The following is a 24,570-nucleotide window of genomic DNA, read 5'->3' as shown; positions in this document are numbered from 1 at the left end:
CTGACAACACCACTAGACGACTGGTCTATTCAAGCGTAAGCTGTAGGTATGAACACGACACCAGTTACCGGCGATGTCCGGCAGCGCATTCTCCACACCGGCCAGATTATTATCAGTGGCAGAGGGTTTTCGTCGGTGGGCCTTAACGAGATTCTCAAGGCCGCCAGCGTGCCCAAGGGCTCCTTTTATCACTATTTCGGCTCTAAGGAGGCCTTTGGCGAAGCGCTGCTGGACGATTACTTCACCGGTTACCTGGTGCAGCTTGAAGAGCGCTTGAGCCAGCCGGGGATTTCCAACGCCGAGCGGCTGATAGGCTATTGGACACACTGGCGGGACACCCAGCACCACGGCGACTCAAGCGGCAAATGCCTAGTGGTCAAGCTGGCCGCGGAAGTCAGCGATCTTTCTGAACGCATGCGCCAAGTACTACAACGCGGTACTGAGCAAATTATCGCCCGTCTGGCTCTGGCGATTGACGCAGCGATTGCCGATGGCTCTCTGCCCAGCCTTGCCAGTACGCAGGGTAACGCGACCGAGCTTGCCACCACGCTTTATCAGCTGTGGTTGGGTGCTAGCCTGCGCGCCAAGATTACCCGCGACCAGGTGCCGCTGGATGCTGCCCTAAAGGCTACCTACGCCCTGTTAAACCTTTCTCCCAACCTCACTGCTACCCAGAAAAGGAATGAACCATGAAAATTCTCGTCGTCGTTACCTCACACGATAAACTTGGCGATACCGGCAACAAAACCGGTTTCTGGCTCGAAGAGCTGGCCGCTCCCTACTACACCTTCATGGACGCGGGTGCCGAACTAACCCTGGCCTCCCCGGCTGGTGGCCAGCCACCGCTCGACCCAAGCAGCAACGCACCGGAAGCCCACACCGAGGCCACCAACCGATTCCAGGCAGATCTAGACGCGCAGTCAGCGCTGGCCAATACCCATAAGCTTGATGATATTGATATCGCCGAGTTCGACGCGGTGTTCTATCCAGGCGGCCACGGCCCCCTATGGGACCTAGCCGAGAGCGCCACTTCCGTGCGCCTGATTGAGAGCGCTCTGGCAGCCAACAAGCCAGTGGCCACGGTATGCCACGCTCCGGGTGTACTGCGCCATGTGAAAGGCAGCGACGGTAAGCCTTTAGTGGCTGGCCGCAACGTTACCGGTTTCAGCAACAGCGAAGAAGAGGCTGTTGGCCTAACCAACGTAGTACCGTTTTTGGTCGAAGATATGCTTAAAGAGCAAGGCGGTCAGTACTCCAAAGGTGATGACTGGGGTTCTTACGTACTCGTCGATGGCCTGCTGATTACCGGGCAGAATCCTGGTTCATCTGAAGCCACCGCCCAGGCGCTTTTGAAGAAGCTTTCCTAAGCTCACTATAAGGAGAAAAGTATGCCCGCTTATGTCGTACTGACGCGTGAGCACACGCACGACGCCAAGGAAATGGAGCAATACGCCTCCAAGGCCCAAGCCGCCCGCGAAGGCCATGATCCACAGCCGCTCGCCTTCTACGGTGATTTTGAAGTATTGGAAGGCAGCAACATGGAAGGCGCGGTCATTCTGCGCTTCCCCGATATGGCCGCCGCCCGCGCGTGGTATCAAAGCGACGCCTATCAGGAAGCGCGCAAGCATCGCTTCCAGGGCGCTGACTACCGCGTGTTTATTGTGGAAGGGATGGAAGAAGCGTAATCAACCAAGTCCCCGCTTTCAACGGCGGGGAGTTAACAGCTAGCGCAGTAAAATGAAGTGCTCAATCAGCCGAATCATCAGCGTTTTCTGACCGGGTAGGCTTTCCGCTACTAACAGCGCTAATGCTACCAGCGTATTGGCGTTAATCAGTTGCTCAACGGGCCGTGCCAGCAGGGCTGCGTTGCGGCGTAAGACCATAGAAACAGAAACGATCCACAGCGTTTATTTCCGTCAGCCAGCGGATGATTCTTGAGCATAAAATAAAGCAGATGAGCCGCCCGAGTAGCCACATTGGGGTAAAACAGCTCATCACGCGAGCAACCACTTCGCCTTCTGTAGACACCAGGCCTTGATTAGTCAAAGTTCGGCTGAGCAGACTCACCGCCTGCTCAAACTCTATACCACGCTCGGTTAGGCGGCGTTGGTTTAAGGTGTAACCTTTTACTAAATGACCTTTTAATACTTGAGTTGCCCACTTGCGAAATTGCACACTACGCTTCGAGCACGGCGACCAGCCGTCCATCGTTCAGATATAGCACCCACTGTCTTGATCATTTTTTCTGGTGGTTAGTTTTTTATGGTTATAACAGTTCGATCTAATAGAGGGTTGATCATAAAATTGTCATCTATTATTGTGAATATGTCGGCGGCAGGAAGCCGCTTTTGAAATGGAATTCCCGCTCAGGATGAGCGGCTACGACCAGGAAGGTACAAGTCTAAAGCGCCCCCTCGCGGGGCGCTTTTTTGTGTACGCGGTAAGCCAGCTCATACAAACAAGGTTTAGCGCCTCTGAATGAACACTACGGTATCGAGTAGGTGAGGTGCGTGGGGAGCGATTGGGAATCGTGCTGTGGTCACGGTTTCCATTCCTTGAGCAGGAAGTGAAGCGCCTCGTTTCCGAACGTCGGCCCTCTATCTTTGTGACTCTGGATATACCCGGCATAGGCCCCGTACGCTATGTCGGTACTCACTAAGTCCCACCGGGGTTGCAAGATCGCATCACTCATAATGATGAAACCACTTCGCTATGACGACGACGCTGACTGCGGCGAGAAAGGATCAAGCGAAGCCGGAGGCGTCTGGAGGAACGCCAAACGGCTCAGGAGCTAGTCGAGGAAGGTACTGAAGATGCTAGCGAACATGATGTCAGCGATTAAAAAAGACAAACCTTTAGCGCTGATTCACTGGGTTAGTCTGTAAAGACTCACTGCCCGGCACTGGCCCCAGCGCTCGGGTACGGCAGGAAAACCACCTGATTACGGCCATATCCTTTTGCTTGATACAGCGCCTGATCAGCGCATTTTAACAGGCTATCCACATCGGAACGGCTCACGTCCGGGCTGAAATGATCGACGCCTGACACCCCCACGCTGATGGTAACGCACGCTGAGGTATTGGACGCGGCGTGGGGAATATTCAAGCGCTCTACTGCTTCGCGCAACCGCTCCCCCAAATGGCGCCCGCCCGCTACATCAGTACCGGGTAACACTAACGCAAACTCTTCCCCACCATAGCGCACCAGCAGATCAGAAGGCCGGAAAAGTACACTCTTAAGGGTCGCCGCAATCTGCTGTAGGCAACGATCACCTCTATCATGTCCATAACAGTCATTGAACAATTTGAAATGGTCCACATCGCACATAATGACGCACAGCGCCCCTGGCTGGCGCGCCAGCCGAGCCCACTCCTGGGCAAGCGTGTCGTCCAACACTCGACGATTGGCCAACCCCGTTAACGGATCGGTCGTGCTCAATGTCTCCAGATACTGGTTATTGAGCATCAGCTCATCCTCTGCCTGATCAATCTGTTTTCGGAAGAGATAGAGAAAAATACTCAATAACGTCAACGCGCCTAGCACACTGCCTGCATACATGATGTCAATCCACGGCGAAGGCACCGGCGCGACCACGAAGCTTCGAGAAAACACGAAATGGGCGATGATATAAAGCATGCCGAACGTCGCCATGATGGCGATATATGTCAGTACATGTAGCGACTGAAAAAGGAACACCAATATCGAAGCAAGGGTAAAATAGAAAAGATGTACCCCGGCCCCGGCACTGATAAAAAACGACACCAGGAACACTTGGCTACAAGCATTGACCAGCAACATGTTTCTAGCAACGCTGTACCGTCGTTGATGGTTCAACAGTAGTACCAACAGGTAAACGGTCATGAAAACCAGGTTAGCCAGAAACACGTCGCGATAAAGGGCAAAATCATAGAAAAAATAAAAAATCTGGTAAGGAATCGTCGCCACGGTTCCGAACAGGGCTACCTGATTACAAAGCTCGATCTGCCGACGCAGTCTGACAGGATTACCCACCACACCAGCACTCCAGAGTCTCTTTATTGCTTCCAGCATCACTGCGCCTTCTGTAACATCGAAGAAGAATAAACGCCCTGTTACCCGCTTCAGCACTTATTCATTACCAGCTTAGCGTAGTCAGGCTGCCGCATTAGCTTTTAGTTGAGTGGCCGTACGCACTTATTTATCTGCTTTAGCGACTTCTTGGATGCTGGGCATTCAAGCGCACGATGGGTCGGCGCTTACCGAGTGAACGAAAGCGCTTCAGTGATCATAAAGCTGCAACCTGTTACCGCTGCCCTGGCGCTATAGTGTCCCTATCAATCGATAGTGGGCAGGCTATACGGCAGAAAAACCACCTGATTACGGCCAGTATCCTTTGCTTGATACAGCGCCTGATCAGCACATTTCAGCAAGCTAACGCTCCCTTGCTGGATAAAGTCTACGTTACTGGCGACGTGTTCAATGCTCGACACACCCACGCTAATGGTCACGTATGCACTGGTGGTAGACGCGTCGTTGGGTATCTTCAGATCTTCTACTGCCTGGAATAGTTTATTGCCTATATGCCGCGCCCCCGCAGCATCGGTGCTAGGCAAAATGACCGCAAACTCCTCCCCGCCATAGCGGGCTATCATATCGGTAGGACGACCGAGTACGCTCTTCAGCGCCTTTGCCACCTGCTGCAGGCAGTCGTCACCCCCATCATGACCATACAAATCATTGAATAACTTGAAATGGTCCACGTCACACATGATGACGGACAACGACGCGGGTCGCCGTGACAGCCTGGACCACTCCAGCTCAAGGTATTTATCAAGTGCTCGCCGATTCGCAAGTCCCGTTAACGCATCGGTATGACTGAGTGTTTTTAAGTATTCATTTTTCTTATTTAACTCTGTCTCTGCCTGATCAATTTGATTTCGAAAGAACAGTAAAAAGACACCTAATAACCCCAACACAGCAGCCACACTGAGGGAGTACATGATCTCGACCCAAGGCGACGGAATCGGCGTACGTGCAGTATCAGGAGCAAACAGAAAATGGCTAATGCTAAACAGCGTTCCAAACGTTGCGAGGATGCCGAAATACACCACGGTTCGAAGCTTTTGATAAAGAAAAAGCACTATGCCTGCCAGGGTAAAATAGTAAAGGTGCACTCCAGAACCCGCGCTAATATAAAAATTCATAATCAATATATGGCAGCAAGTATTGACCAATAACACTTTTTTCGCAGTGGCGTATCGACGCTGATGATTCAGCACTATCACCGTTAAATAAATTGCGATGAAGACTAGGTTGGCAAGAAAAATACTCTGATAAAGAGCAAGATCGTACATGATAAAAAAAAGCTGATAGGGAACCATGGTAGCCATGACAAACATTAGCGCTATCTGATTAGACAGCTGTATCTGTCGCCGCGCCTTGCCCGACTTATTTTCAACACCGAACGACCAGAGTTGCTTTATTGCTTGTAACATCGGCTACGCCTTGTGACCGCATTGGAAAAGAGCATGATCTGCACATCTAGCCGTTAGTTATTCTATATATCAGACAATAATAACCATTTGCAGCGTTTACCGCAGATAGCGTTCATTCAACTCAACGTGCCAATGACACCGTTTTAGACACAAAAGCCGATGACACCATGCTTACACTCATGAGTTCACTCAGCGCTCCTCGCGACGCAATACAATAGCCCTGATTAAAAGCAAAAACTTGTCAACAAATGTGACATCGACGAGATCGATTATTAAAGGACTGTTGTTCTACTCACAGTCGATAAGGGGAGTTGATCGGATAGGCACTTCGAGCTTCGATAATGGGCGTTTCACTTATTACTTCCGTCTGGGGTAGTTTTCGTTTCATTAGCCCACTTATAGCGGCCGCTAGCATATTTTTTTGTGGAGCCAGACATTGGATAATAAGCGTTCTTTCTTCACCACTCACGCTGAGCGCAGTAGCTCAATGAACGCACGCAGGCTGGGCGGTACATGCCGATTGTTCGGGTAGTACAAACAAAGACCTGGAAAAGGCGGGCACCACGCTTCGAGCACAGCGACCAGCCGCCCATCGTCGAGATAGGCTTGTGCGTATAGCTCAGGCACATAGGCAATGCCTAGGCCGTCTGCAGCGGCCTCCACCATTAGTTGGCTACTATCCAGTGTCAGCGCGCCGGGCACATTGACCGCCACATCATGGCCATTGTGCTGAAACTCCCACCGGTAAAGCTTACCACTCGGTAGCCTTTGCCTGATGCACTGATGGGAAGCCAAGTCCTCGGGCGCCTTGGGTACGCCATAGCGGTGTAGATAGTCAGGTGAGGCAACGGCAAGAAACCGCATAGCGTTGCCCACCGGAATGGCCACCATATCCTGAGGCACCGCCTCGCGTAGCCTTACGCCGGCATCAAACCCCTGCCCGACAATATCGACCAGCTTCCCTTCCGCGACAAGATCCAGTTCGACGCCATCATAGCGAGCGAGAAAAGTCGGCACGACGGTTTGTAACAACACTCGCACCGCTCCTTCGCTACCATTAATCCGCAGTTTACCGGTGATTTTTCCTTCAGCGCTTGAGGCTTCTTCAAGGATTGACTCCAGGTCACTCAATAGCGGACCCAGCCTCAGAAGCAGCCGCTCGCCACTCTCGGTCAGAGAGACACTCCGGGTAGTACGGTGCAAAAGCCTTGCCCCCAGCCGTTGTTCTAGAGCGCGCAGCGTGTGGCTGAGTGAAGAGCGGCTAACGCCTAATAAATCGGCTGCCCGGCGAAAGCTGCGGTGCTCTGCAACGGCCTGAAAGGCCCTAAGATCGTTAAGCGTTGGCTTGCCCATTGTTGATTTTTCATCACCTCTGCATGCTATTTGTTGAGTATTCTCTAATCAGTAATACTGCCCTAGCCTGTGCCATGCAACTTTCGATGAATGATTTAGGAGATGTTTCATGGCTAAAACCTGGCTTATTACGGGTACCTCCACTGGCCTTGGCCGCTTGCTTACCCAAAGGCTTCTCGAACGCGGCGACCGCGTGGTGGCCACGCTAAGACAAAAGGGTTCGCTGGATGACTTGCAAGCCCTGCATGATGATCGCTTACATCAGCTAATCTTCGATGTCACCGATACACCGACAATGCGAGCTGCTGTCGCGCGGGCATTCAGCGTATTCGAACGAATCGATGTGGTCGTCAGCAATGCAGGGTATGGTCTTTTTGGCGCGGCCGAAGAAGCCAGTGACGAACAGATCGAGCGGCAAGTGGCTACCAACCTCACCGGCTCCATTCAGTTTATTCGTGCGGTGCTCCCGCACCTACGCGAACAAGGAGGCGGTCGTATCGTTCAGGTATCATCCGAAGGCGGGCAGATCGCCTATCCATGCTTCAGCCTTTATCACGCCACCAAGTGGGGTATCGAAGGATTTGTCGAATCAGTGGCACAGGAAGTCGCTCCTTTTAATATCGACTTTATTATCGCCGAGCCGGGCCCCACGGCCACCCACTTTGGCGAGGGGCTAGATTTAACCCCCACAACCTCCATCTATGAAAACACCCCCGCCGGAGAGCTGCGTAAAGCGCTTACCAACGGCGCTTTTACCATTAAAGGCGATGCGGGCAACACCGTTGATGCCATCATTAAAACCGCAGATATGACAAACCCGCCATTGCGTTTACCACTAGGCAGTGCGGCCTATGAGTCGATTCGCCAAGCGTTAAACGACAGAAGTGCGTCACTGGAGTCCTATAAGGAGGTGGCGCTGTCTGCCGATATGACGGATGCAATCTAAAGTGCGCCGCGCTGAGGCCCTATCTTCGGTCACTGCACAACAAGCAGCAAAGCCGCCCTGGAAAGCCAGTCGAGTACTGGCTCAGCCAAGGCCGCAGTCTTAGTTCTCGTCTTCCGGTAGCGCGTAAGCGATTACATAATCGCCTATCGGGGTTTCCATGAAGTGGTGCCCGCCGGCTCCGATGACTACGTATTGGCGGCCATTCACCTCATAGGTTATGGGGTTGGCCTGCCCACCGGCCGGCAGCACATCGTTCCAAAGCACCTCACCGGTTTTCGTGTCGATGGCGCGAATAAGATCGTCGGTAGCGGCTGCGATGAATATCAGTCCGCTGGCCGTGACCAATGAACCGCCATTGTTGGGGGTGCCGATCTTGAACGGCATATGCGACGGTATGCCGAAGGGGCCATTCTTGCGTGCCGTGCCCAATGGCTCGTCCCAGAGCGTTTCACCGCTCGCGAGATCGATGGCGCGAATGCCACCATAAGGAGGCGCGGTACAGGGCATGCCGGTAATCGGCGCTCGCCAGCCAGCATTGACGTCGATCGCATAAGGCGCACCTACTTGTGGATCACCGGCCCCTTCGGCGGGCCCATCCGACTCGCTATCGGTGTTGTCACCGCCTGCATAGATGGGTTGAAGATTACGTTCCTCGGCCTCTTCACGGGGGATTAGACGGTTAAAGTTGGGAATGTTGTTGTAATTGGCAATGATGATGCCACGCTCGGCGTCCACCGCTGCACTGCCCCAGTCGTTACCGCCATTATATCCGGGATACTGAATGAAGCGCTGACCCACGGTCGGCGGCGTGTACATGCCTTTATAGGAGGCTCGGCGGAATTGAATACGACACCACAACTGGTCGATGGGCGTCATCCCCCACATGTCCTTCTCTTCCAGGTTCGGGAAAGCGAGGGAGTGATAGCCTGAACGAGGCTGTGTGGGCGAGAGGTTATCTGGCTCAGCACCGCCAGTGGGCGCCTCAACCTCTTCCACGGGAAATAGCGATTCGCCGGTTTCACGGTTGAGAACGTAAATGTCGCCCTGTTTGGAAGGCAGAATGATCGCCGGCACCGTGCTGCCGTCATCTAGAGGGAAATCGACCAGGTTAGGTTGCGACCCGAGATCATAGTCCCAGACATCGTAATGGACGGTCTGGAAGTGCCAGACCAGTTCACCGGTGTTGACGTCGATGGCGACGAGCGAGGTCGAGAATTCGTTTTCTTCCTCGCTGCGATTCCCGCCCCAGTAGTCGACCGATGAGTTACCCAGCGGCAGGTAGACGTAACCCAGCTGTTCGTCGGAGGAAGCAGTGGTCCACATGTTTGGCGTGCCCCGAGTATAGGTCTCGCCCTCGGGTGGCAGCCCGTCCAGATTGGGCTTGCCCATATCCCAGGCCCACTCAAGTTCACCGGTCACGGCATCGTAACCGCGAATCACGCCGGAGGGTGCGTCCTCCGCTTGCCCATCCTTGACCTGGGCACCGGTCACCAGGACGCCCTGGACGACGACTGGTGGCGCGGTGACGGCGTACCAACCGGGAACCCTCTCGCCGATGCCTGCCCATAGATCTACCGTACCGCCGTCACCAAACGACTGGCACAGCTCGCCCGTTTGCGCATCGACGGCAATCAATCGGGCGTCTAACGTCCCCTCGATGATGCGGGTTGCGCAGAGCTGGTCATCGGCGGCATCCGGCACTTCGTAATAGGTCACGCCGCGGCAGCTGGCGCTATAGGGAATGGCACCTGAATCGACCTGAGGATCATGGCGCCACAGCTCCTCGCCGGTCTGTGCATCAAGGGAGACCATTACGTTCATGGCCGAGCAGAGATATAGATTGTCGCCAACCTTGAGCGGTGTCGTTTCGGGCGCGTATTTGCCCTGCCCTTCTTCTTTTGGCATATCGCCAGTGCGATAGGTCCAGGCAACCTCCAACTGACTGACATTGTCGGGCGTGATTTCACCCAGCGGCGAATGACGTGAGGCTGCGCTATCTCGTCCCCAGGCGGCCCAATCGCCGGGCGCTGGGTCATCGCTTGGCTGCGACGTCGCCGAGAAGGTCGGTGTCTGGACCGCCTGACTATCACCGGCATCAACCTGGGCCTCGCTTGTAGTGGGCCCTCCCGGGACTTCGGTTTCACCCTCGGCATCCTGGGCAACGGCATGCGTCGCCAGTGACAGGCTGACGACATAAGTCAGCACTCGCAGTGATGTGATCATGGCAGCGCTCCTCATATAGTGGCTTGGCGGCGTTTGAGAGTGGGCAGGAGCGCCAAGACGATGACACCCAGGACGATGTAACCGAATACCCGGGGCAGCAGCTCCCATGGCGACAAGCCAACCTCCCATAAGGCCCAAATCAGCGTGCCTAACAGGACCAGGAAATAGATCCAGACGCCCGTGAGCGAATCCCTGGCCATTAAGCCACCCGAAATGATCAGCCCCAGACCGGCAATGAGGTAATACCAGGAGCCTCCCAGCGTCACCAGCCAGAGCCCGCCAGCTGCAAGAATCAGGCCGAGGATGGCCAGAATGATGGCGAACACGAGCAGAGACCAACCGCCCACACCCCGAGATGCTTTATCGGTAGCCAAACCAGATACCTCCGTAGATCGTGGTTTATTGTTTTTAAGAGCGCTTGGCAAACCCACTAGCGATGTCTTTACAAAATGCCTTTATAAAAAGAAGCGCCGTCTTTCTTAATCAAAGTAGACATTCTCGACCCTGTAAAGCATCACTTGATTAACTTATGTGTTGAATCCTGACATTCTCATTCGGCAGAAATCACCAACAAGAGCGCTGCCAACAGTGATTGATGACAGCGTCGTCGGAGCATTCTCGAACGCATTCAAAAACATCGGGCATGCAAATATTAGCTATTCTGCCCTCCACTGCTGCTGTTCTTGCCTCATTTCTGGCTGGCTCCAGAGGCTTTTTCAGGGTCGTTTGGTGATCCCGCGAGGCGCGAAAAAGCGGCTTCTGGCCGGTTAGTTCTCGTCATGGAGGGTATTGGCAGGAGTGGATGCTGCTTCGGGTTTTCTGCTGCAACCGCGTTTGCGTAACTGACACCCAAAGCACTATCTAAAAAGCTTGGTTTTTATTCGCATCATATTGTGAGCCGAATAGCATATATATTCGGCTCACAACGGGGTTTTCGGCTACGACACACCTATTCAGCATGTTCCTTCTTGGTGGGCATAAGGTGCAGCACGCCCACTATTACCGAGCCCACCACAAAGCCAATCACCGCAGAGCACAGCGTATTGAAACTCCAGCCCAGCGCGCCGCCCAAGGCACCGGTTGCCTCGCTAATGCCATGCTCGACATGGTGCACCCATTCATAGGGCGCGTTGAACCAACCCGTTCCATCGGCACCCAGATTAGCCATCAGGATATGCCCACCCACCCAGAGCATGGCAACGGTGCCCACGACCGCGATGGTCGCTAGCACCTTGGGCATGGCCGTCACCAGACCACGGCCCAGAGACTGCATTCCCGAACTATCCTTCTGGGCAAGTTTTAGCCCAATATCATCCATCCTGACCAGCAGCGCCACCACGCCATACACCAGAATGGTGATGAAAAACGCAACCACCACCAGGCTCACCATCTGCGACCAGAACCCCTGATGGGAAACGGTTGAAAGCGCGATCACCATGATTTCAGCAGACAAAATCAGGTCGGTTCGAACGGCCCCACTCACGATCTTTTTCTCGGCCTCCGGCCCCTTCTCTACCGACGGTTTGTCGTCTACATGCCCACCGGAAAGTTTGTGCCAGACCTTCTCCGCGCCTTCAAAGGCCAGATAGGTGCCACCCACCATCAGGATGATCGGCAATAGCATGGGCAAAAAGTGATTCAGCAGCAGCGCTATCGGCAGGATAAAAATCAGCTTGTTGCGGATCGACCCTAGCGCGATCTGCTTCACAATCGCCAGTTCACGCTCCGCTGCCACCCCCTGCAAATATTGTGGCGTCACCGCGGTATCATCCACTACCACCCCGGCCGCCTTCGCCGTTGCACGCCCAGCGGCGGCACTCACATCGTCCAATGATGCTGCGGACAACTTCGCCAATGCGGCAATGTCATCCAGTAATCCAATCAAGCCGCCTATGGCCATGGGTACTTCCTTAGTTATATAGGGACGGTAACACGCGTATTCCAGCTTTAGAGTGCTCGTACGATAGTGGCCTCAAGTTCGCCCGCACCAGTTAGGCTTCAAAAGGGTTGATGACGTCCACATTGGCCGCCTCAAACGGAGCCATATCTCGGGAGGCGACTTGATAGCCTTGTGATACGGCAATAGCAGCAACGTAGCCATCCGGCACAGGAAAACCACGCCCGGCGGTTCTGGCTTTCACGGCTAGCTCTGCATACTTACGAGCAGCGTCAATATCAAAAGGCAAAATCCTCCCTCTGAACAGCTCCACAAGACCATCCAAGGTCTCGCTTAACATATCCTTGCGCTTCCCATTGGGCAGCGCCGCAATACCAAATAACAGCTCTGCAAGTGTGACACTAGACAGGTATAACGTTTCAGCCGACTGCTCATTAAGCCAAGCTCTGACGGCCGGATCAGGTTCGGGTTTCATCGCCTCGGAAACGACATTGGTATCCAGAACGATCATTCAAACCTCATCGGTTCAGCTGGCGTCTTGTCGCGCACCTTTTCAAATACCGCCACGTCTTCATTGCTCAACCCGACCTTGCGCCCCAAATCAGCCAGGGCATCGCCCATTTTGAGACGACTTTCTGGTCGTGTGGCTTCTTCCAGGATGGCCCGCACCTCAGCCTCGGCGCTGCGATGATTTTGCTTGGCGCGCGCTTTCAGTGCGTTGTGTACTTCGTCAGGAATGCTTCTAATAGTCATCATGCCCATAGCTCGACCTCCTATCGCATTTAGTAAGCGCGGCGGCGCCCTGGCTGCATTCAAAATATCATATCGAATGCATAAAGCAAGCATATGGACGACGCTTGCATCAAAGAGCTAGTTCGCTGAGAAGATCGTAGTAGACCAACCTTTTGCAAGGGTCATGATGGTGCTATCCCAGCACTACACGAGCCGATTGCACCGATGATTAAGATCATATTGTGAGCCGATTAAAATTTATATTCGGCTCATGGGCTAGTAAAGGGGGTTCTTATAATAGGGCTCAGCCACGTAAAACATCTAAATTGAGCGCATCGGTAGTTGCTGCAAATACAAGTGGCACTACCGCTCCGCGCCAAAACAGCTATTCACTACTGAATATGAACCATTGCATCAGGTTCTTTTATGGCATGGAGAATGTCTACCATTCTCAGCAGCCAAATACAGAAAGGGCGGTCACTTGGACTACCCTTTCGTTTTATGTGGGAAGCGGAAATGCGTAAATGAAAGCAAGTCAGCGCTGACCTTCAGTGCGCAGCTTAGCCACTTCATCTAACGCCAAGCCTGTCGCTTCAGCAATCTGCTCATCACTCAGTACCCCCAGCTTGAGCAGATTACGGGCCGTTTTCTCAATGCCAAGCTTTTCGCCTTCCTGGCGTTCTTGCTGTGCCCAGTTTTCCAAATTTTCTGCCAACATGTCTTTATCCTCCACCAAACTGTTGAGCTGATTGAGGTCGACCTCAGCCCCTAGCCGCTGCAAGTGGCGTTTAAGCCAGCGGGTAATACTTTTGCAATACCAGATACTGACCTCTAAGTGAAGTGGATCAGCGACTGAGAGCGCTGTACTAATACTATTAAAATAAAGACTCTCAATGTGATTACTTAGGCCAAAGCCGCGACAACGCTTGTTCTAATTGAAGCCTATCTGCCCGACGCTTATCCCCTGAACGGCGAGCCAAATTCTGCAACTTGCGTTTAACGCCGGGCAGTTCGTGGGCCTGGGGCAGGCCAATCAGATCAAAGTCCGGCTGCTCATCTTCAACAGAAAGCAGAAATTCTCGCGAAGGCTCATCTATCCACTCAGCAAGACGTACCAATAGCCGTTCCCGATACCTCAGTAGCTCATGCGCTGTGGCGGACTCCGCCGTCATGCCCCTGAAATGAGCCTGAAAAATGTCTTCAAAGTTCTTAGGCATTTGTGGCTCAAGAATTTCCCAGGCGGGTTTTGGACTACAGGTCAGATAGACCAGAAAAGTGTACCAAAGCGCCCTATCAGTTCGCTTGTCATCCAGTAATAGTCCTACATCGAACAAATCGCGTGGGTGCTGACGCGATAATGCTGCTGCCAATTTTCCTGCATACAAATCGGCAAAACTCAGCACCTGTGCGGAAGCGAATCCAAACGCTTCCTCCACCATCGGCCGAACATCCATCTCACGCACTGGATGCACCGTGCCACGCATAACTGGCGTGGTCTCAATCTGCACCAGCGCCCTACCGCGACTAACAATGAGTCTCGTAACACCTTGGCTGCCTTGGCTCGCCGACAATTGCACATGCAATGATCTTGATCGAGCGCATAATCCATCTGCTAGCGTCGTCAGCGCTTGATCAATCGCAGCAGCGTCCTCGGCGAAACTGTGGGTCGGCAACCAGGTAAGATCAATATCCACCGATAATCTAGGGAGATCATGCTCAAATAGATTGATCGCCGTTCCGCCTTTTAATGCAAAACGCGGCTCCCGTGACAACACAGGGAGAATATCGACCAGCAGCTGTACACGGTCGGTGTAGCGTTTATCCCAAGTGCTCATCCAAGTCCCTCGGTAACGTGATCTGATAAATCGGATGCAAACATCCACCGGGCACCAGAACGCGCTTACCACTGCCGAGTTCTACCTCATCCAACGATAGGTGGCGTAACCACGCATGCTGATAACGATCCGCCAGGGCAAGAAACAGTCGCTTGGCTTTGATGCTGTTGCAATGGCGTAGCAATGCCGTCACGCGCCTTGGGCTCAGTGTGGCCAAGCTCTGCATAAGCGTATCAGCTTCGTAAACCAGCGCTGCGCTAGGGGAGCCATCACACAATTCCAATATCGCACGCTCAGGTGTAGAACAAACGATGCTTCCCACCCCAGAAAGCACCTCTTGCCGCTTAAGGCCCTGCTCAAGCAACTGATTTTTCTGCATATCCGCAGTGAAATCAGGTACCGGCCAGTCAAACGGGGGCTTGCCGCAGAACTCAAATCGATCAGACATATCCAACTGGCTAAGCCAACCAGGCGGCCGAGTAAACCCGTAAAGCGTTACCGTGGCAGCTTCGCCGAGCCGCAGGTAGTGTTCATGCCCTTGCATTGCCAACGCGAAGCGCCCACCGACGTATAACGCCAAGCCCTCACGCTCTTGCAGGCTTCGTAATACGCCCTGCCACTGCAGCCGCCCGCCCTTTCTCAGATAGACGCCACGTGCCGGAGACACCAGCCAGCCACTAGCGACATAGCGCGCCACAAGGCTTCTCGAATAGCCATGCGCCTGCAACCAGCGGCTGGAGACTAAATCAGAGTCTCCCAGGCTAGCCAACAAGCGGTTTAATTTTGATACTTTTTGCTCACTCATAGTGAACATAATACGGCTTTCAAAAACTCTGTCCAGAGAATGCGAGGTTTACCTAAAAGGTTTTTTGATCACTATGGGTGAGCCTTCTGGCTATATCCTGAACTCGCCCTCAAGCGTTGCTTACCCACTGGGTTAAGTGGCTACCGTTTAGGCCAAAAGGAAATCAGGTTGCCACTAGCTTGTTTGCTAAGCGCGCACTGCTGATTCACGTTAAACAGCCATTCACTACTGAATATGAACCATTGCATCAGGTTCTTTCATGGCATGGGGATGCCTGCCATCCTCAGCAGCCAAATACAGAAAGGGCAGTCACTTGGACTGCCCTTTCGTTTTATGTATGAAGCGGGAATACGGGAACTAAAGCAGATCAGCGCTTACTCTCCATGCGCAGCTTCACCACTTCATCTAGCGCCAAACCTGTCACCTCAGCAATCTGCCCATCACTAAGCCCCTTAGCTTGAGCAGATTACGGATATTATCTCAGCCCAGATCTTCCTCCAATTCCTTGCTGGTGCGTGACAGTGGCAATTACCCAATTTTCAGTTTCTCTACCGCACGGGCGATGTGGAGTTCTTCAGCGATGGCAAGCATTCATCGACCGAGCAACCTTGGCTCAATGCGCAGCAACCTGGGTGTCTCCATGTCGGCGGCCTGGTTTGAAAGCATGTGAACGCGCCCCCCATGCGACGATGAAACCGATAATCAGCAAGACCACCAGAGCCCAGGGGAAGGCGCTGACGCCCCATGCATTAAGGAGCATACCGCCAGCGACGCCACCGCCCGCAATCGCGCCATTCCAGGCCACTACATTCATGGAAAGCGCCACATCCGCGCCACTTCCGGCCGTATCGGCCAGCGCCGTTTGCAGCAATGTGGAAGCACCGCCGAAGGTAACCCCCCACACCACAATACCGATAAAGACGACAACGGAGCTTTGCGTGTTGACACCAAAGATGAATGCGGTGATCGCGAACGCAGCCAGGCTTACCAGTACCGTGATTCGCAAATGGCTGTCCACCAGCTTGCCGGCCATCCAGATGCCACCCAGCGATGCAACGCCAAAGGTCAATAGCGCCAGATCAACCCGTTCGCCGAGGCCCGTTGTCGCCACAAACGGTGCAATGTAGGTGTAGAGAATATTGTGGGCCAGCATCCATGCCATGACTACGGCAAGCACGGGCCGAACGCCCGGGGTCGTAAAGACTTTTCGCAATGGCATACGCTCGCCTTTCGGCTGGCCGGGATAGTCGGGAACCTTGGCCATTACCCATACTGCCAGCACCAGTGTCAAAGCAGACATCACCCAGAAAGCGGTACGCCAACCGGCGACAGAGCCCATGTATGTCCCAAGAGGCACCCCTAGAGAAAGCGCAATGGGGATTCCTACCATCGCTACGGCCATTGCACGCCCTTGTTGATGCGGAGCGACCATACGCCGAGCATAACCAGCGAGAAGACTCCAAGCCAATCCGGCTGCAACACCCGCAAAGAAGCGGGCAACTAACGTTAGGCCATAGGTACTGGATAGCGCCGTGACCGAGTTAAAAACGAAGAACCCGATAATGGTGAGCAGCAAGACATTACGTCGTCGCCAACCACGCGTCGCAATCGTCAAAGGAATCGCCGCTAACAACGACCCCAGCGCATAAGCCGTCACCATTTGACCTGTCAAAGCCTGGCTGATCCCGAGGCCTTCACTGATTTGAGGTAACAAGCCCGCAGGCAGTGTTTCTGTCACGATGCAGATAAAGCCCGTCATGGCCAAGGCCAGCAGTGCAGACATGGGAAGCTTATCGGCCGCCGCCGATTCAGCCTGAATAGATGAGGAGTCCACAAAAAATACCTTTTCGAAAATGAAGTTTAGCGCTAGGCAGCAAGCACCCAGAGCATTCCACGAAACTTATGTATCGATCGGTATAAATATGCGCACTAGCCAGATTATTGTCAATAAGTTTTGTATCGAGTAGTCTATAACTCACATATCTTAGTGACGTACTGGAGTTATCAATGGCACAGATGGGGCGTCCCAGAGCGTTTGATCGGCAGCAAGCCATCGAGCAAGCGATGCACCTTTTCTGGGAGCAGGGTTACGAGACAACGTCTTTGAGCCAGCTCAAAGCTCAGATCGGTGGCGGCATCTCTGCGCCAAGCTTTTATGCCGCTTTCGGATCTAAGGAGGCCTTATTCAAAGAGGCTGTGCAGTGCTACCTGGAGAGCTATGCCCGCGTGACAGACGGCCTATGGGACGATGAAATAGCTCCCCGAGAAGCGGTCGAACTTACGCTACGTCGTTCAACGAAAATGCAGTGCGAATCGGGACATCCAAAAGGCTGCATGGTGGCCTTGGGAACCATGAGTGCGCCAAAACATGAGCATGCTCATGTCACAAAGCCGCTGGCCGTCTCTCGTGCGCGTACTCATGCCGGGTTTGTACGATGCGTTGAGCGCGGCATTGCTATGGGCGAGCTTTCGGAAGGTACCGATGCCCAGGCCATGGGTGCGGCGTTCAGTAGCTTTCTGCTGGGTGTGTCGATATCAGCGAGAGACGGCGTCAAGATATCGGTCTTCAATGCCTCTATTACCGAGCTCATGAAGCTGTGGGACGCCGCAAGCAATGGTTCGCAGGCCCTTATGTAAACCAAGTATTCGCCAGCCAATGAAATGGGATGGTTAAAAAATTATTCTCCCGCTAAATAATGTTTCTGCCGCTAATTTTTCTGCTGCAGCATGCACGCTTATATCCTTTAACTGGACACTCAATGCATAACCTATGGATTCCCGTCGTCGCCATTTTCATCGTTGCTGGCCTGGTATTCGGTAGCCAGGCCTATTCCGAGGCACAGCGTGATGCCCACATCGCCGCGACTATATCTGAAAGCCTCGACAGCCAGACACCCGCTGAGATTTCCAACTTGAAGCGAGTCAACAAGGGCTATGGAGTATGCGGCGACTATGCGCTCTCACGCGCGGAGCCCGGTCACTTCTACTACAACAGCGCCACCAAGCACCTAGTGTTGGGCACCGATGCCCCGCTGTATCACGACAACTGCGAGGGCATCTCTGAATGACCCCTTAGCGACTGTTCACGATCTTTTAAGCAGTAACGTAATTGCGCCCAACCCCTTTGAGCCGCCTCACGGAGCACTTTTTATGCCTCTGCCGATTACCCCCAGCTAGCTGCCAGATCGTAGGCGAACCGCACAGCTACCAGGGGCGCTATTTCTGCCCGACCTGCGGCTCATCAGTCTTTTCGGTAAGCGAGGACGAAATCGAAATACCCCTGGGCGCCTTTGATTAACCCAATCAACTGAAGCTGACGTATGAGCTTTGGAATATTCGACGTGAGCATTGCTTGCCACCCTTCACTACTGTGGAGCGATATGACTGGGATCGCCTAACTCCTCTATTAAAATAAAGGCTCTCTCTCATTCTAATTACTCCAAGCAAAGCCCCGTCAACGCTTGTTCTAATTGAAGTCTATCTGCCCGACGCTTGTCCTCAGAACGACGCCCCAAATTCTGCAATTTGCGTTTAACGCCGGGCAGTTCGCGGGCCTGGGGCAGGCCAATCAGCTCAAAGTCCGGCTACTCATCTTCAACAGAAAGCAGAAATTCTTGCGAAGGCTCATCTATCCACTCAGCAAGACGAACTAATAGCCGTTCCCGATATTTCAGTAGCTCATGCGCAGTAACAGGCTCCGACGTCATGCCCTTAAAATGTGCCTGAAAAATATCTTTAAAATCCTTAGGCATCTGCGGCTCAAGAATTTCCCAGGCGGGTTTTGGACTACAGGTCAAATAGACCAGGAAAGTATACCAAAGCGCCCTATCAGCTCGTTTGTCATCCAGTAATAGTCCTACATCGAACAAGTCGCGTGGGTGCTGACGTGATAATGCTGCTGCCAGTTTTCCTGCATACAAATCGGCAAAACTCAGCACCTGTGCAGAAGCGAACCCAAACGCCTCCTCCACTACCGGCCGAACATCCATCTCACGAGCTGGATGCACCGTGCCTCGCATGACTGGCGTAGTTTCAATCTGCACAAGTGCCCTGCCGCGACTGACAATCAACCGCGTGATACCTTGACTGCCTTGACTCGCCGACGGCTGCACACGCATTGTTTTTGATTGGGCCCGTAATGCATCAGCCAGCATGTTCAGCGCATTATCAATCGCGGCGGCGTCTTCAGCGAAACCGTGGGTCGGCCGCCATGTAAGATCGATATACACTGATAATCGAGGGAGGTCGTGCTCGAAAAGATTGATCGCCGTTCCGCCCTTCAATGCAAAGCGAGGCTCCAATGACAACACCGGGAGAATATCTACCAGCAACTGTACGCGGTCGGTGTAGCGTTTATCCCAAGTGCTCATCCAAGTCCCTCGGTAGCGTGATCTGATAAGTCGGGTGTAGACGACCACCGGGCACCAGCACGCGTTTACCGCTGCCGAGGCCTACCCCATCTAACGAGATTCGTTTTAGCCATGCATGCTGATACCGATCCGCCAAGGCGAGAAACAGTCGCGTTGCCTTAATGCTGCTGCAATGGCGTAGCAACGCCGTCACGCGCCGTGGACTCAGTGTTGCCAAACTCTGCATAAGCGTATCAGCTTCGTAGACAAGCGCTGCGCTGGGGGGGCCATCGCACAATTCCAACATCGCACGTTCAGGTGTAGAACAAACGATAGTTCCCGCACCAGAAAGCACTTCTTCCCGCTTAAGACCCTGCTCAAGTAACGGATCCTTCTGCGTATCCGCAGTAAAATCAGGCCCAGGCCAGTCAAACGGGGGCTTGCCACAGAACTCAAATCGATCAGGCATAGCCAACTGGCTAAGCCAACCAGGTGGCCGAGTAGACCCGTAAAGCGTTACCGTGGCAGCTTCACCGAGCCGCAGGTAGTGTTCATGCCCTTGCATTGCCAACGCGAAGCGCCCGCCGACGTATAACGCCAAGTTCTCCCGCTCTTGCAGGCTTCGCACGACGCCCTGCCACTGCAGCTGCCCTCCCTTTCTCAGATAGACACCCCGCGCCGGAGACACCAGCCAACCGCTAGTGACATAGCGCGCCACAAGGCTTCTCGAATAGCCATGCGTCTGCAACCAGCGGCTGGAGACTAAATCAGAGTCTCCCAGGCTGGCTAGCAAGTGGTTTAATTTTGATCTTTTTAGCTCACTCATAGTGAACATAATAGGGCTTTCAAAAACTCTGTCCAGTGAATACAAGGTTTACCCAAAAGCTTTTTTAATCACTATGGGTGAGCCTATTGGCTATATCCTGAACACCCCCCAAGAGTAGCTTACCCACGAGATGCAGCGACTGCCGTTTAGGCCCAAAGGCAATCAGGTTGCGGCCACACCAGCTTGTTTGCTAAGCGGGCACTATCCCATGCCCCGCCTCACGGAGCGCTTTTTATGCCACTGCGTTAGTGGCCCTTTTTAGCCCCCAAAACTGCCACCATATTCTTTCGGAACGAGATCCACCTCTTCGTCCCCCGTCTTGATTAGGTCGACGATCATTTGCGCGACCAATGAGGGTGGGTGAGCTATCGAAGCAGCTCCCACCGCTTGCTCCTGTGCGGTGTTCAGGCCTGCTTTCACCGAGCCATAGAACTCGGTTTCTGTCATGAAAGGGTGTATCAACGATACAGCGATGCCGGCATCTGCCAGCTCAAGCCGTGCGACTTTCGAGATCATGTTGAGTGCCGACTTTGAACTCATATAAGCAGCCACACCGGGGTAAGTCGCTAAGGTCGCGCCCGAGCTAACATTGACGATGCATCCAGCTCCTTGTTGGCGCATAAGGGGGATCACCGCTTGCATCATCATCAGTGGTGCCACTGTGTTTAGATTTAGCAGTTCCCGAAACTCTTCAATGCCGATGTCTTCAATGGTGGCATATAGCCCCTGTCCCGCATTGTTGATCAAAACATCGATTCGACCATATCTCTCCTGCGCGATCTGGATCGCCTTTTGAACCTCAGCTGGTCTGGTGACATCGCAGGGTAAGGCAAGCGCATCATTTCCCAGCTCACGCGCCAAATCGTCGAGCCGGTCTTGGCGTCTCGCCAACAACACAGCACGCGCACCCGCTTTAACGACCGCGCGTGCTGTCGCTTCACCAATGCCTGATGAAGCCCCCGTCACGAGGACGACTGAATTTTTAAGCTCCATAGCGTATTCCCTTTCTGAAAGACGTTAAGTTGTGAAAATGAACAGAACTGTCACGCGAGAGCGTCCATTAAAAGTCCAACTGAACCGTCAATAGTTATAACAGGGCACCTAAACTATGGCGTGTGAGTTCCAGCCTATAACTTGCACATTCCTGCTTAATGAATGGATGCGCAATTCAAGCTATGCTAGAACGAACGTCATGAATAATTCGATTGAAAAACTAAAAAACCTTGTCGAAAAACGTGCGAAATCGGTGCTTACCCAAACTCACATCCCACGTTTGGATATTCTCCGTGTTTGCGAACCGACCGAGCTTTTTCCCGAGGTCTATCAGCCTCTGATTAGCCTGATCCTGCAGGGGAGCAAGCGGATTGTCATCGGCGATGACGTCGTCAACTATCGGGCAGGCCAAAGCTTTATTACATCAGTCGAGCTGCCAGTGGTTGGAGAAGTCGTAGAAGCAAGTCCGGCCACCCCCTATCTGGCGTTGCGCCTAGCTCTCGACCGAACGCTAGTCACAGAGATTTTGTGCAAGGTGGATAGTCCGTTGAGCATGCCTGCGACGAGAGGTTTCTGCATTGACCGGGTGAGTGACGATCTTGCTGATGCTTGGTACAGGATGGTTCGCCTTTCAGATCATCCGGATGATATCGCCTTAATCGCGCCTCTCATCGAACGTGAGATTCTTTATCGCATGCTTCGCGGCCCACAAGGTGAGGTGCTGAGACAAATAGCAGGCATCGATGATCGTTTTTACCAAATCAGGCATGCTATCACCTGGATTCGCCAAAACTACGCAACGGCATTCCGAATTGAGGAGCTTGCAGCGACAGTGAATATGAGTCCGTCTGCTTTTCATCGACGTTTCAAAGCAACGGTGAGATTGTCGCCTCTGCAGTATCAAAAACAGATCAGGCTATATGAAGCACGTAGAATGCTCTTCACTGAACCGGGGGGTGTTGCCGCCGTCGCTTTATCGGTGGGCTATGAGAGCCTGTCACAATTCAGTCGAGAATATTCCCGGCTGTTTGGCGCGCCCCCGGCGCGCGATATAAGAACGCTTCGCCAAGATGCACAAGGGGCAGCCAACAGAGTTCAATGATCCCGTCACTTTCAACGCTCTGAGCCGTTATAAAGCACTACCGGAAACACCGACGGTAAGCCCTGGCCTCGCGTCACTCATTACTCAATACCTCACACAGCCAACCAAGTAACGCTTCGCTGCCTGAACGTTGAGGCGCGCCCTGGCGTGTGTATAGGGCGATAGCATCGTGCTGGGGCAAGCTCTCTGCCACCGGGCGAATCAGTTCGCCATTTTCAATTAAGCGCTGCGTTGTGCGCCGCCATCCCAAGGCAATACCGTGCCCCGCGACCGCCGCTTGCAGTAGTAGTGGATAGCTATCGAAAACAGCACCCTCCGCTGCTGCGATATCAAAGTGCCCCATGGCACGAAACCAGCCATCCCACTCCAGCCAAGCCGCCGGGTCAGCGTGGTGGTGCAGTAGCCGCTGGTTAAGTAACGCATTGAGACTCAGCGGCGTGGAGACACCGTTCAGGTAGGCAGGGCTGCAGACCGGAAATATCTCGTCCTCGGCGGTAAACACCAACCGATGGCTACCGCTAGGCCGTCCGTTGGTTTGCAGCGCAATGTCGAAGCTGCCACTAAATTCGGTAATCGGCCGTGTCGACGTTGCCAGCTGTATCTCAATCTCAGGATAGCGACGATTAAAGTCAGCTAGTTTAGGCATCAGCCAATAGAATGCTTCGCATAGCTGGCAGAACAACACGACGCGCTTATCATTTGGGTCGCCGCGCAGCGCCTGAGCCCCCGTGGCGATACTTTCCAGCGCCTGGGAGACTGTACGGCCAAACTCGCGCCCCTCGCGGGTAAGAAACACACGGCGATGACGGCGCTCAAAGAGCATCACGCCAAGGTCTTCCTCCAGGGAACGGATCTGTCGGCTGATAGCCGCCTGGGTCAGATGGAGCTCATCGGCCGCACGCGAAAAGCTTTCAAGCCTGGCAGCAGCCTCAAAGGGTCGCAGCGTTGCCAGCGGTGGAAGAGACTTGATGAAGTTATCCATAATCTGAGCTCATGCATGGTGACGCAGAAGTCGTTTGAAGCACTGCTAGAGGCAGCGGCATTCTAGAGCGGAACTCATACCTGGAACGCTGCAATGAAGGCCACCGCTGAACCACAAGATAATATCCTACAGGGCATAAGCCTTATCGTGGGAGCTGTCTTTCTGCTGGCGTTGACCGACGCCCTGGTTAAGTATCTAAGTGCCAGTATGTCGCTATGGCAACTCTATGTCATCGCCTCAACACTATCGCTGCCGATACTCTTAGGGTTGATCATTGGCCATTCAGGCCCCCGCCCCAAGGTAAAATCACGCCGCTGGGTGGCGATAAGAAGCCTGCTTCTGTTGCTGATGTGGATAGCCTACTACGCAGCACTGCCGCTGATTCCGCTCTCGGTGGCAGCAGTCGCCATTTACACCACGCCGCTGTTTATTGCCGTGCTGGCTTCTTTTGGGGCGGGCGAGCATCTTTCACGCCAGGCCTGGCTGGGCATCCTCTGCGGTTTCCTGGGTGTGGTGATGGTGTTGCGCCCTGGAGGCGACACCTTCACTCCTGCCACACTGCTACCCGTGCTTGCCGCCCTCTTTTATGCGCTAGCAATGCTGACCACTCGGCACCACTGTCAAAACGAACACCCTTTACTGCTGACCCTGGGATTGAATCTAGCCTTCCTGACAGCAGGCACTCTCTTCAGCGTGTTGGTCGCAATCAACAGCACGGCAACACTTTCTGAGCGCGCGCCATTCCTGTTCGCCGGTTGGCAACCGCTAGACGCCACAGCGTTATTGATCGTGGGCGCCTACGCCCTACTGTTGATCATTGTGAATACCGGGGTGGCAAGGGCCTATCAAATAGCCCCTTCAGCGTTGATCGGCACCTTTGATTACGCCTACCTCATCTTTGCCAGCCTTTGGGGCTACCTGCTATTCAGCGAAGTGCCCGATGCCATGACTTGGCTGGGTATGGGCATGATATTAATCGCGGGGGTGATGGTGTTACGGCAACGGCGGGGGTAACACCTATATTCTCAATGAACTACCGAGACGTCCTCAGTA

At 53.6% G+C, this 24,570-nt stretch carries 26 protein-coding genes and 1 pseudogene; 8 read left to right on the top strand and 19 right to left on the bottom strand.

Features of this window, described 5'->3' with window-relative positions:
• The first annotated feature begins 48 nt into the window (after positions 1-48).
• From ACFFLD_RS06820 to ACFFLD_RS06810, 3 genes are read left to right on the top strand one after another with little or no spacing between them, the layout of a single operon-like run.
• Positions 49-693, top strand: coding sequence for a TetR/AcrR family transcriptional regulator (locus ACFFLD_RS06820; RefSeq protein WP_386038482.1), 645 nt, complete (start codon positions 49-51; stop codon positions 691-693).
• Positions 690-1,367, top strand: a complete 678-nt coding sequence (locus tag ACFFLD_RS06815) for a type 1 glutamine amidotransferase domain-containing protein (RefSeq protein WP_386038480.1) — start codon at positions 690-692, stop codon at positions 1,365-1,367. The genes ACFFLD_RS06820 and ACFFLD_RS06815 overlap by 4 nt, the downstream gene beginning before the upstream one ends.
• Before the next feature lie 21 nt (positions 1,368-1,388).
• Positions 1,389-1,685, top strand: coding sequence for a DUF1330 domain-containing protein (locus tag ACFFLD_RS06810; protein ID WP_386038478.1), 297 nt, complete (start codon positions 1,389-1,391; stop codon positions 1,683-1,685).
• A 39-nt stretch (positions 1,686-1,724) separates the two neighbouring features.
• Here the strand turns inward: ACFFLD_RS06810 and ACFFLD_RS06805 are convergent, their stop codons facing one another.
• From ACFFLD_RS06805 to ACFFLD_RS06780, 6 genes and pseudogenes are all read right to left on the bottom strand, one after another.
• Complete coding sequence (locus ACFFLD_RS06805) at positions 1,725-1,883, bottom strand: hypothetical protein (RefSeq protein WP_386038477.1); 159 nt, start codon at positions 1,881-1,883, stop codon at positions 1,725-1,727.
• Positions 1,832-1,942: a hypothetical protein gene (locus tag ACFFLD_RS06800; RefSeq protein ID WP_386038475.1), complete on the bottom strand. Its 111-nt coding sequence runs from the start codon at positions 1,940-1,942 to the stop codon at positions 1,832-1,834. Before ACFFLD_RS06800 ends, ACFFLD_RS06805 begins: the two co-directional genes overlap by 52 nt.
• A 188-nt stretch (positions 1,943-2,130) precedes the next feature.
• Positions 2,131-2,208 (bottom strand): annotated as a pseudogene (locus ACFFLD_RS06795) (hypothetical protein); the annotation flags it as partial.
• Between the two features lie 681 nt (positions 2,209-2,889).
• Positions 2,890-4,050, bottom strand: a complete 1,161-nt coding sequence (locus ACFFLD_RS06790) for a GGDEF domain-containing protein (protein ID WP_386038473.1) — start codon at positions 4,048-4,050, stop codon at positions 2,890-2,892.
• Positions 4,051-4,313: 263 nt separating this feature from the next.
• Positions 4,314-5,474 carry a GGDEF domain-containing protein gene (locus tag ACFFLD_RS06785; RefSeq protein WP_386038471.1) on the bottom strand — a complete coding sequence of 387 codons (1,161 nt, stop codon included), beginning with the start codon at positions 5,472-5,474 and terminating at the stop codon, positions 4,314-4,316.
• Between the two features lie 465 nt (positions 5,475-5,939).
• Positions 5,940-6,827 carry a LysR family transcriptional regulator gene (locus tag ACFFLD_RS06780; RefSeq protein WP_386038469.1) on the bottom strand — a complete coding sequence of 296 codons (888 nt, stop codon included), beginning with the start codon at positions 6,825-6,827 and terminating at the stop codon, positions 5,940-5,942.
• A 109-nt stretch (positions 6,828-6,936) separates the two neighbouring features.
• Between ACFFLD_RS06780 and ACFFLD_RS06775 the strand changes: the two genes are divergently transcribed.
• Positions 6,937-7,773 carry an SDR family oxidoreductase gene (locus ACFFLD_RS06775; RefSeq protein ID WP_386038467.1) on the top strand — a complete coding sequence of 279 codons (837 nt, stop codon included), beginning with the start codon at positions 6,937-6,939 and terminating at the stop codon, positions 7,771-7,773.
• 99 nt (positions 7,774-7,872) lie between these two features.
• On the opposite strand, the gene ACFFLD_RS06770 is transcribed toward ACFFLD_RS06775, so the two are convergent.
• The 9 genes from ACFFLD_RS06770 to ACFFLD_RS06730 all read right to left on the bottom strand — a co-directional run bounded on the left by ACFFLD_RS06770 (position 7,873) and on the right by ACFFLD_RS06730 (position 17,099).
• Entirely contained in the window at positions 7,873-9,996 is a 2,124-nt protein-coding gene (locus ACFFLD_RS06770) for a pyrroloquinoline quinone-dependent dehydrogenase (RefSeq protein WP_386038465.1), read from the bottom strand.
• Positions 9,997-10,007: 11 nt separating this feature from the next.
• Positions 10,008-10,343 carry a glucose dehydrogenase gene (locus tag ACFFLD_RS06765; protein ID WP_386038463.1) on the bottom strand — a complete coding sequence of 112 codons (336 nt, stop codon included), beginning with the start codon at positions 10,341-10,343 and terminating at the stop codon, positions 10,008-10,010.
• Positions 10,344-10,945: 602 nt separating this feature from the next.
• A complete protein-coding gene (locus tag ACFFLD_RS06760; RefSeq protein ID WP_386038460.1) occupies positions 10,946-11,896 on the bottom strand; it encodes a DUF808 domain-containing protein in 951 nt (316 codons plus the stop codon).
• Positions 11,897-11,987: 91 nt separating this feature from the next.
• Positions 11,988-12,404: a type II toxin-antitoxin system VapC family toxin gene (locus tag ACFFLD_RS06755; RefSeq protein ID WP_386038457.1), complete on the bottom strand. Its 417-nt coding sequence runs from the start codon at positions 12,402-12,404 to the stop codon at positions 11,988-11,990.
• Positions 12,401-12,655, bottom strand: coding sequence for a FitA-like ribbon-helix-helix domain-containing protein (locus ACFFLD_RS06750; RefSeq protein WP_386038454.1), 255 nt, complete (start codon positions 12,653-12,655; stop codon positions 12,401-12,403). The genes ACFFLD_RS06755 and ACFFLD_RS06750 overlap by 4 nt, the downstream gene beginning before the upstream one ends.
• Before the next feature lie 505 nt (positions 12,656-13,160).
• Entirely contained in the window at positions 13,161-13,343 is a 183-nt protein-coding gene (locus tag ACFFLD_RS06745) for a hypothetical protein (protein ID WP_035563869.1), read from the bottom strand.
• Between the two features lie 181 nt (positions 13,344-13,524).
• The gene (locus ACFFLD_RS06740) at positions 13,525-14,460 is read right to left on the bottom strand and encodes a nucleotidyl transferase AbiEii/AbiGii toxin family protein (RefSeq protein ID WP_386038450.1); all 936 of its coding nucleotides are present in this window, start codon (positions 14,458-14,460) and stop codon (positions 13,525-13,527) included.
• Entirely contained in the window at positions 14,444-15,274 is an 831-nt protein-coding gene (locus tag ACFFLD_RS06735) for a type IV toxin-antitoxin system AbiEi family antitoxin domain-containing protein (RefSeq protein ID WP_386038447.1), read from the bottom strand. The genes ACFFLD_RS06740 and ACFFLD_RS06735 overlap by 17 nt, the downstream gene beginning before the upstream one ends.
• 604 nt (positions 15,275-15,878) lie before the next feature.
• Positions 15,879-17,099 carry an MFS transporter gene (locus tag ACFFLD_RS06730; protein WP_386038444.1) on the bottom strand — a complete coding sequence of 407 codons (1,221 nt, stop codon included), beginning with the start codon at positions 17,097-17,099 and terminating at the stop codon, positions 15,879-15,881.
• A gap of 173 nt (positions 17,100-17,272) precedes the next feature.
• Between ACFFLD_RS06730 and ACFFLD_RS06725 the strand changes: the two genes are divergently transcribed.
• Positions 17,273-17,902, top strand: coding sequence for a TetR/AcrR family transcriptional regulator (locus tag ACFFLD_RS06725; RefSeq protein ID WP_386038441.1), 630 nt, complete (start codon positions 17,273-17,275; stop codon positions 17,900-17,902).
• Positions 17,903-18,024: 122 nt separating this feature from the next.
• Positions 18,025-18,333 (top strand): hypothetical protein, encoded by a 309-nt coding sequence (locus ACFFLD_RS06720; protein WP_386038438.1) that lies wholly within the window; start codon positions 18,025-18,027, stop codon positions 18,331-18,333.
• A 516-nt stretch (positions 18,334-18,849) separates the two neighbouring features.
• Here the strand turns inward: ACFFLD_RS06720 and ACFFLD_RS06715 are convergent.
• The 3 genes from ACFFLD_RS06715 to ACFFLD_RS06705 form a co-directional block, all read right to left on the bottom strand.
• Complete coding sequence (locus ACFFLD_RS06715; RefSeq protein ID WP_386038435.1) at positions 18,850-19,635, bottom strand: nucleotidyl transferase AbiEii/AbiGii toxin family protein; 786 nt, start codon at positions 19,633-19,635, stop codon at positions 18,850-18,852.
• The gene (locus tag ACFFLD_RS06710; RefSeq protein WP_386040398.1) at positions 19,619-20,440 is read right to left on the bottom strand and encodes a type IV toxin-antitoxin system AbiEi family antitoxin domain-containing protein; all 822 of its coding nucleotides are present in this window, start codon (positions 20,438-20,440) and stop codon (positions 19,619-19,621) included. Before ACFFLD_RS06710 ends, ACFFLD_RS06715 begins: the two co-directional genes overlap by 17 nt.
• 258 nt (positions 20,441-20,698) lie before the next feature.
• On the bottom strand, positions 20,699-21,433 hold the full coding sequence (locus ACFFLD_RS06705) for an SDR family oxidoreductase (protein WP_386038432.1): 735 nt from the start codon (positions 21,431-21,433) through the stop codon (positions 20,699-20,701).
• Positions 21,434-21,632: 199 nt separating this feature from the next.
• Between ACFFLD_RS06705 and ACFFLD_RS06700 the strand changes: the two genes are divergently transcribed.
• On the top strand, positions 21,633-22,535 hold the full coding sequence (locus ACFFLD_RS06700) for an AraC family transcriptional regulator (RefSeq protein WP_386038429.1): 903 nt from the start codon (positions 21,633-21,635) through the stop codon (positions 22,533-22,535).
• 73 nt (positions 22,536-22,608) lie between these two features.
• Here the strand turns inward: ACFFLD_RS06700 and ACFFLD_RS06695 are convergent, their stop codons facing one another.
• The gene (locus ACFFLD_RS06695; protein ID WP_386038426.1) at positions 22,609-23,517 is read right to left on the bottom strand and encodes a LysR substrate-binding domain-containing protein; all 909 of its coding nucleotides are present in this window, start codon (positions 23,515-23,517) and stop codon (positions 22,609-22,611) included.
• A gap of 93 nt (positions 23,518-23,610) precedes the next feature.
• Between ACFFLD_RS06695 and ACFFLD_RS06690 the strand changes: the two genes are divergently transcribed.
• Positions 23,611-24,531 carry a DMT family transporter gene (locus ACFFLD_RS06690; protein ID WP_386038423.1) on the top strand — a complete coding sequence of 307 codons (921 nt, stop codon included), beginning with the start codon at positions 23,611-23,613 and terminating at the stop codon, positions 24,529-24,531.
• The last annotated feature ends 39 nt before the right edge of the window (positions 24,532-24,570 follow it).

This window comes from Vreelandella sulfidaeris (assembly GCF_042429665.1).
GTDB lineage: Bacteria > Pseudomonadota > Gammaproteobacteria > Pseudomonadales > Halomonadaceae > Vreelandella.
This window is presented reverse-complemented; position numbering and strand designations above follow the sequence as displayed.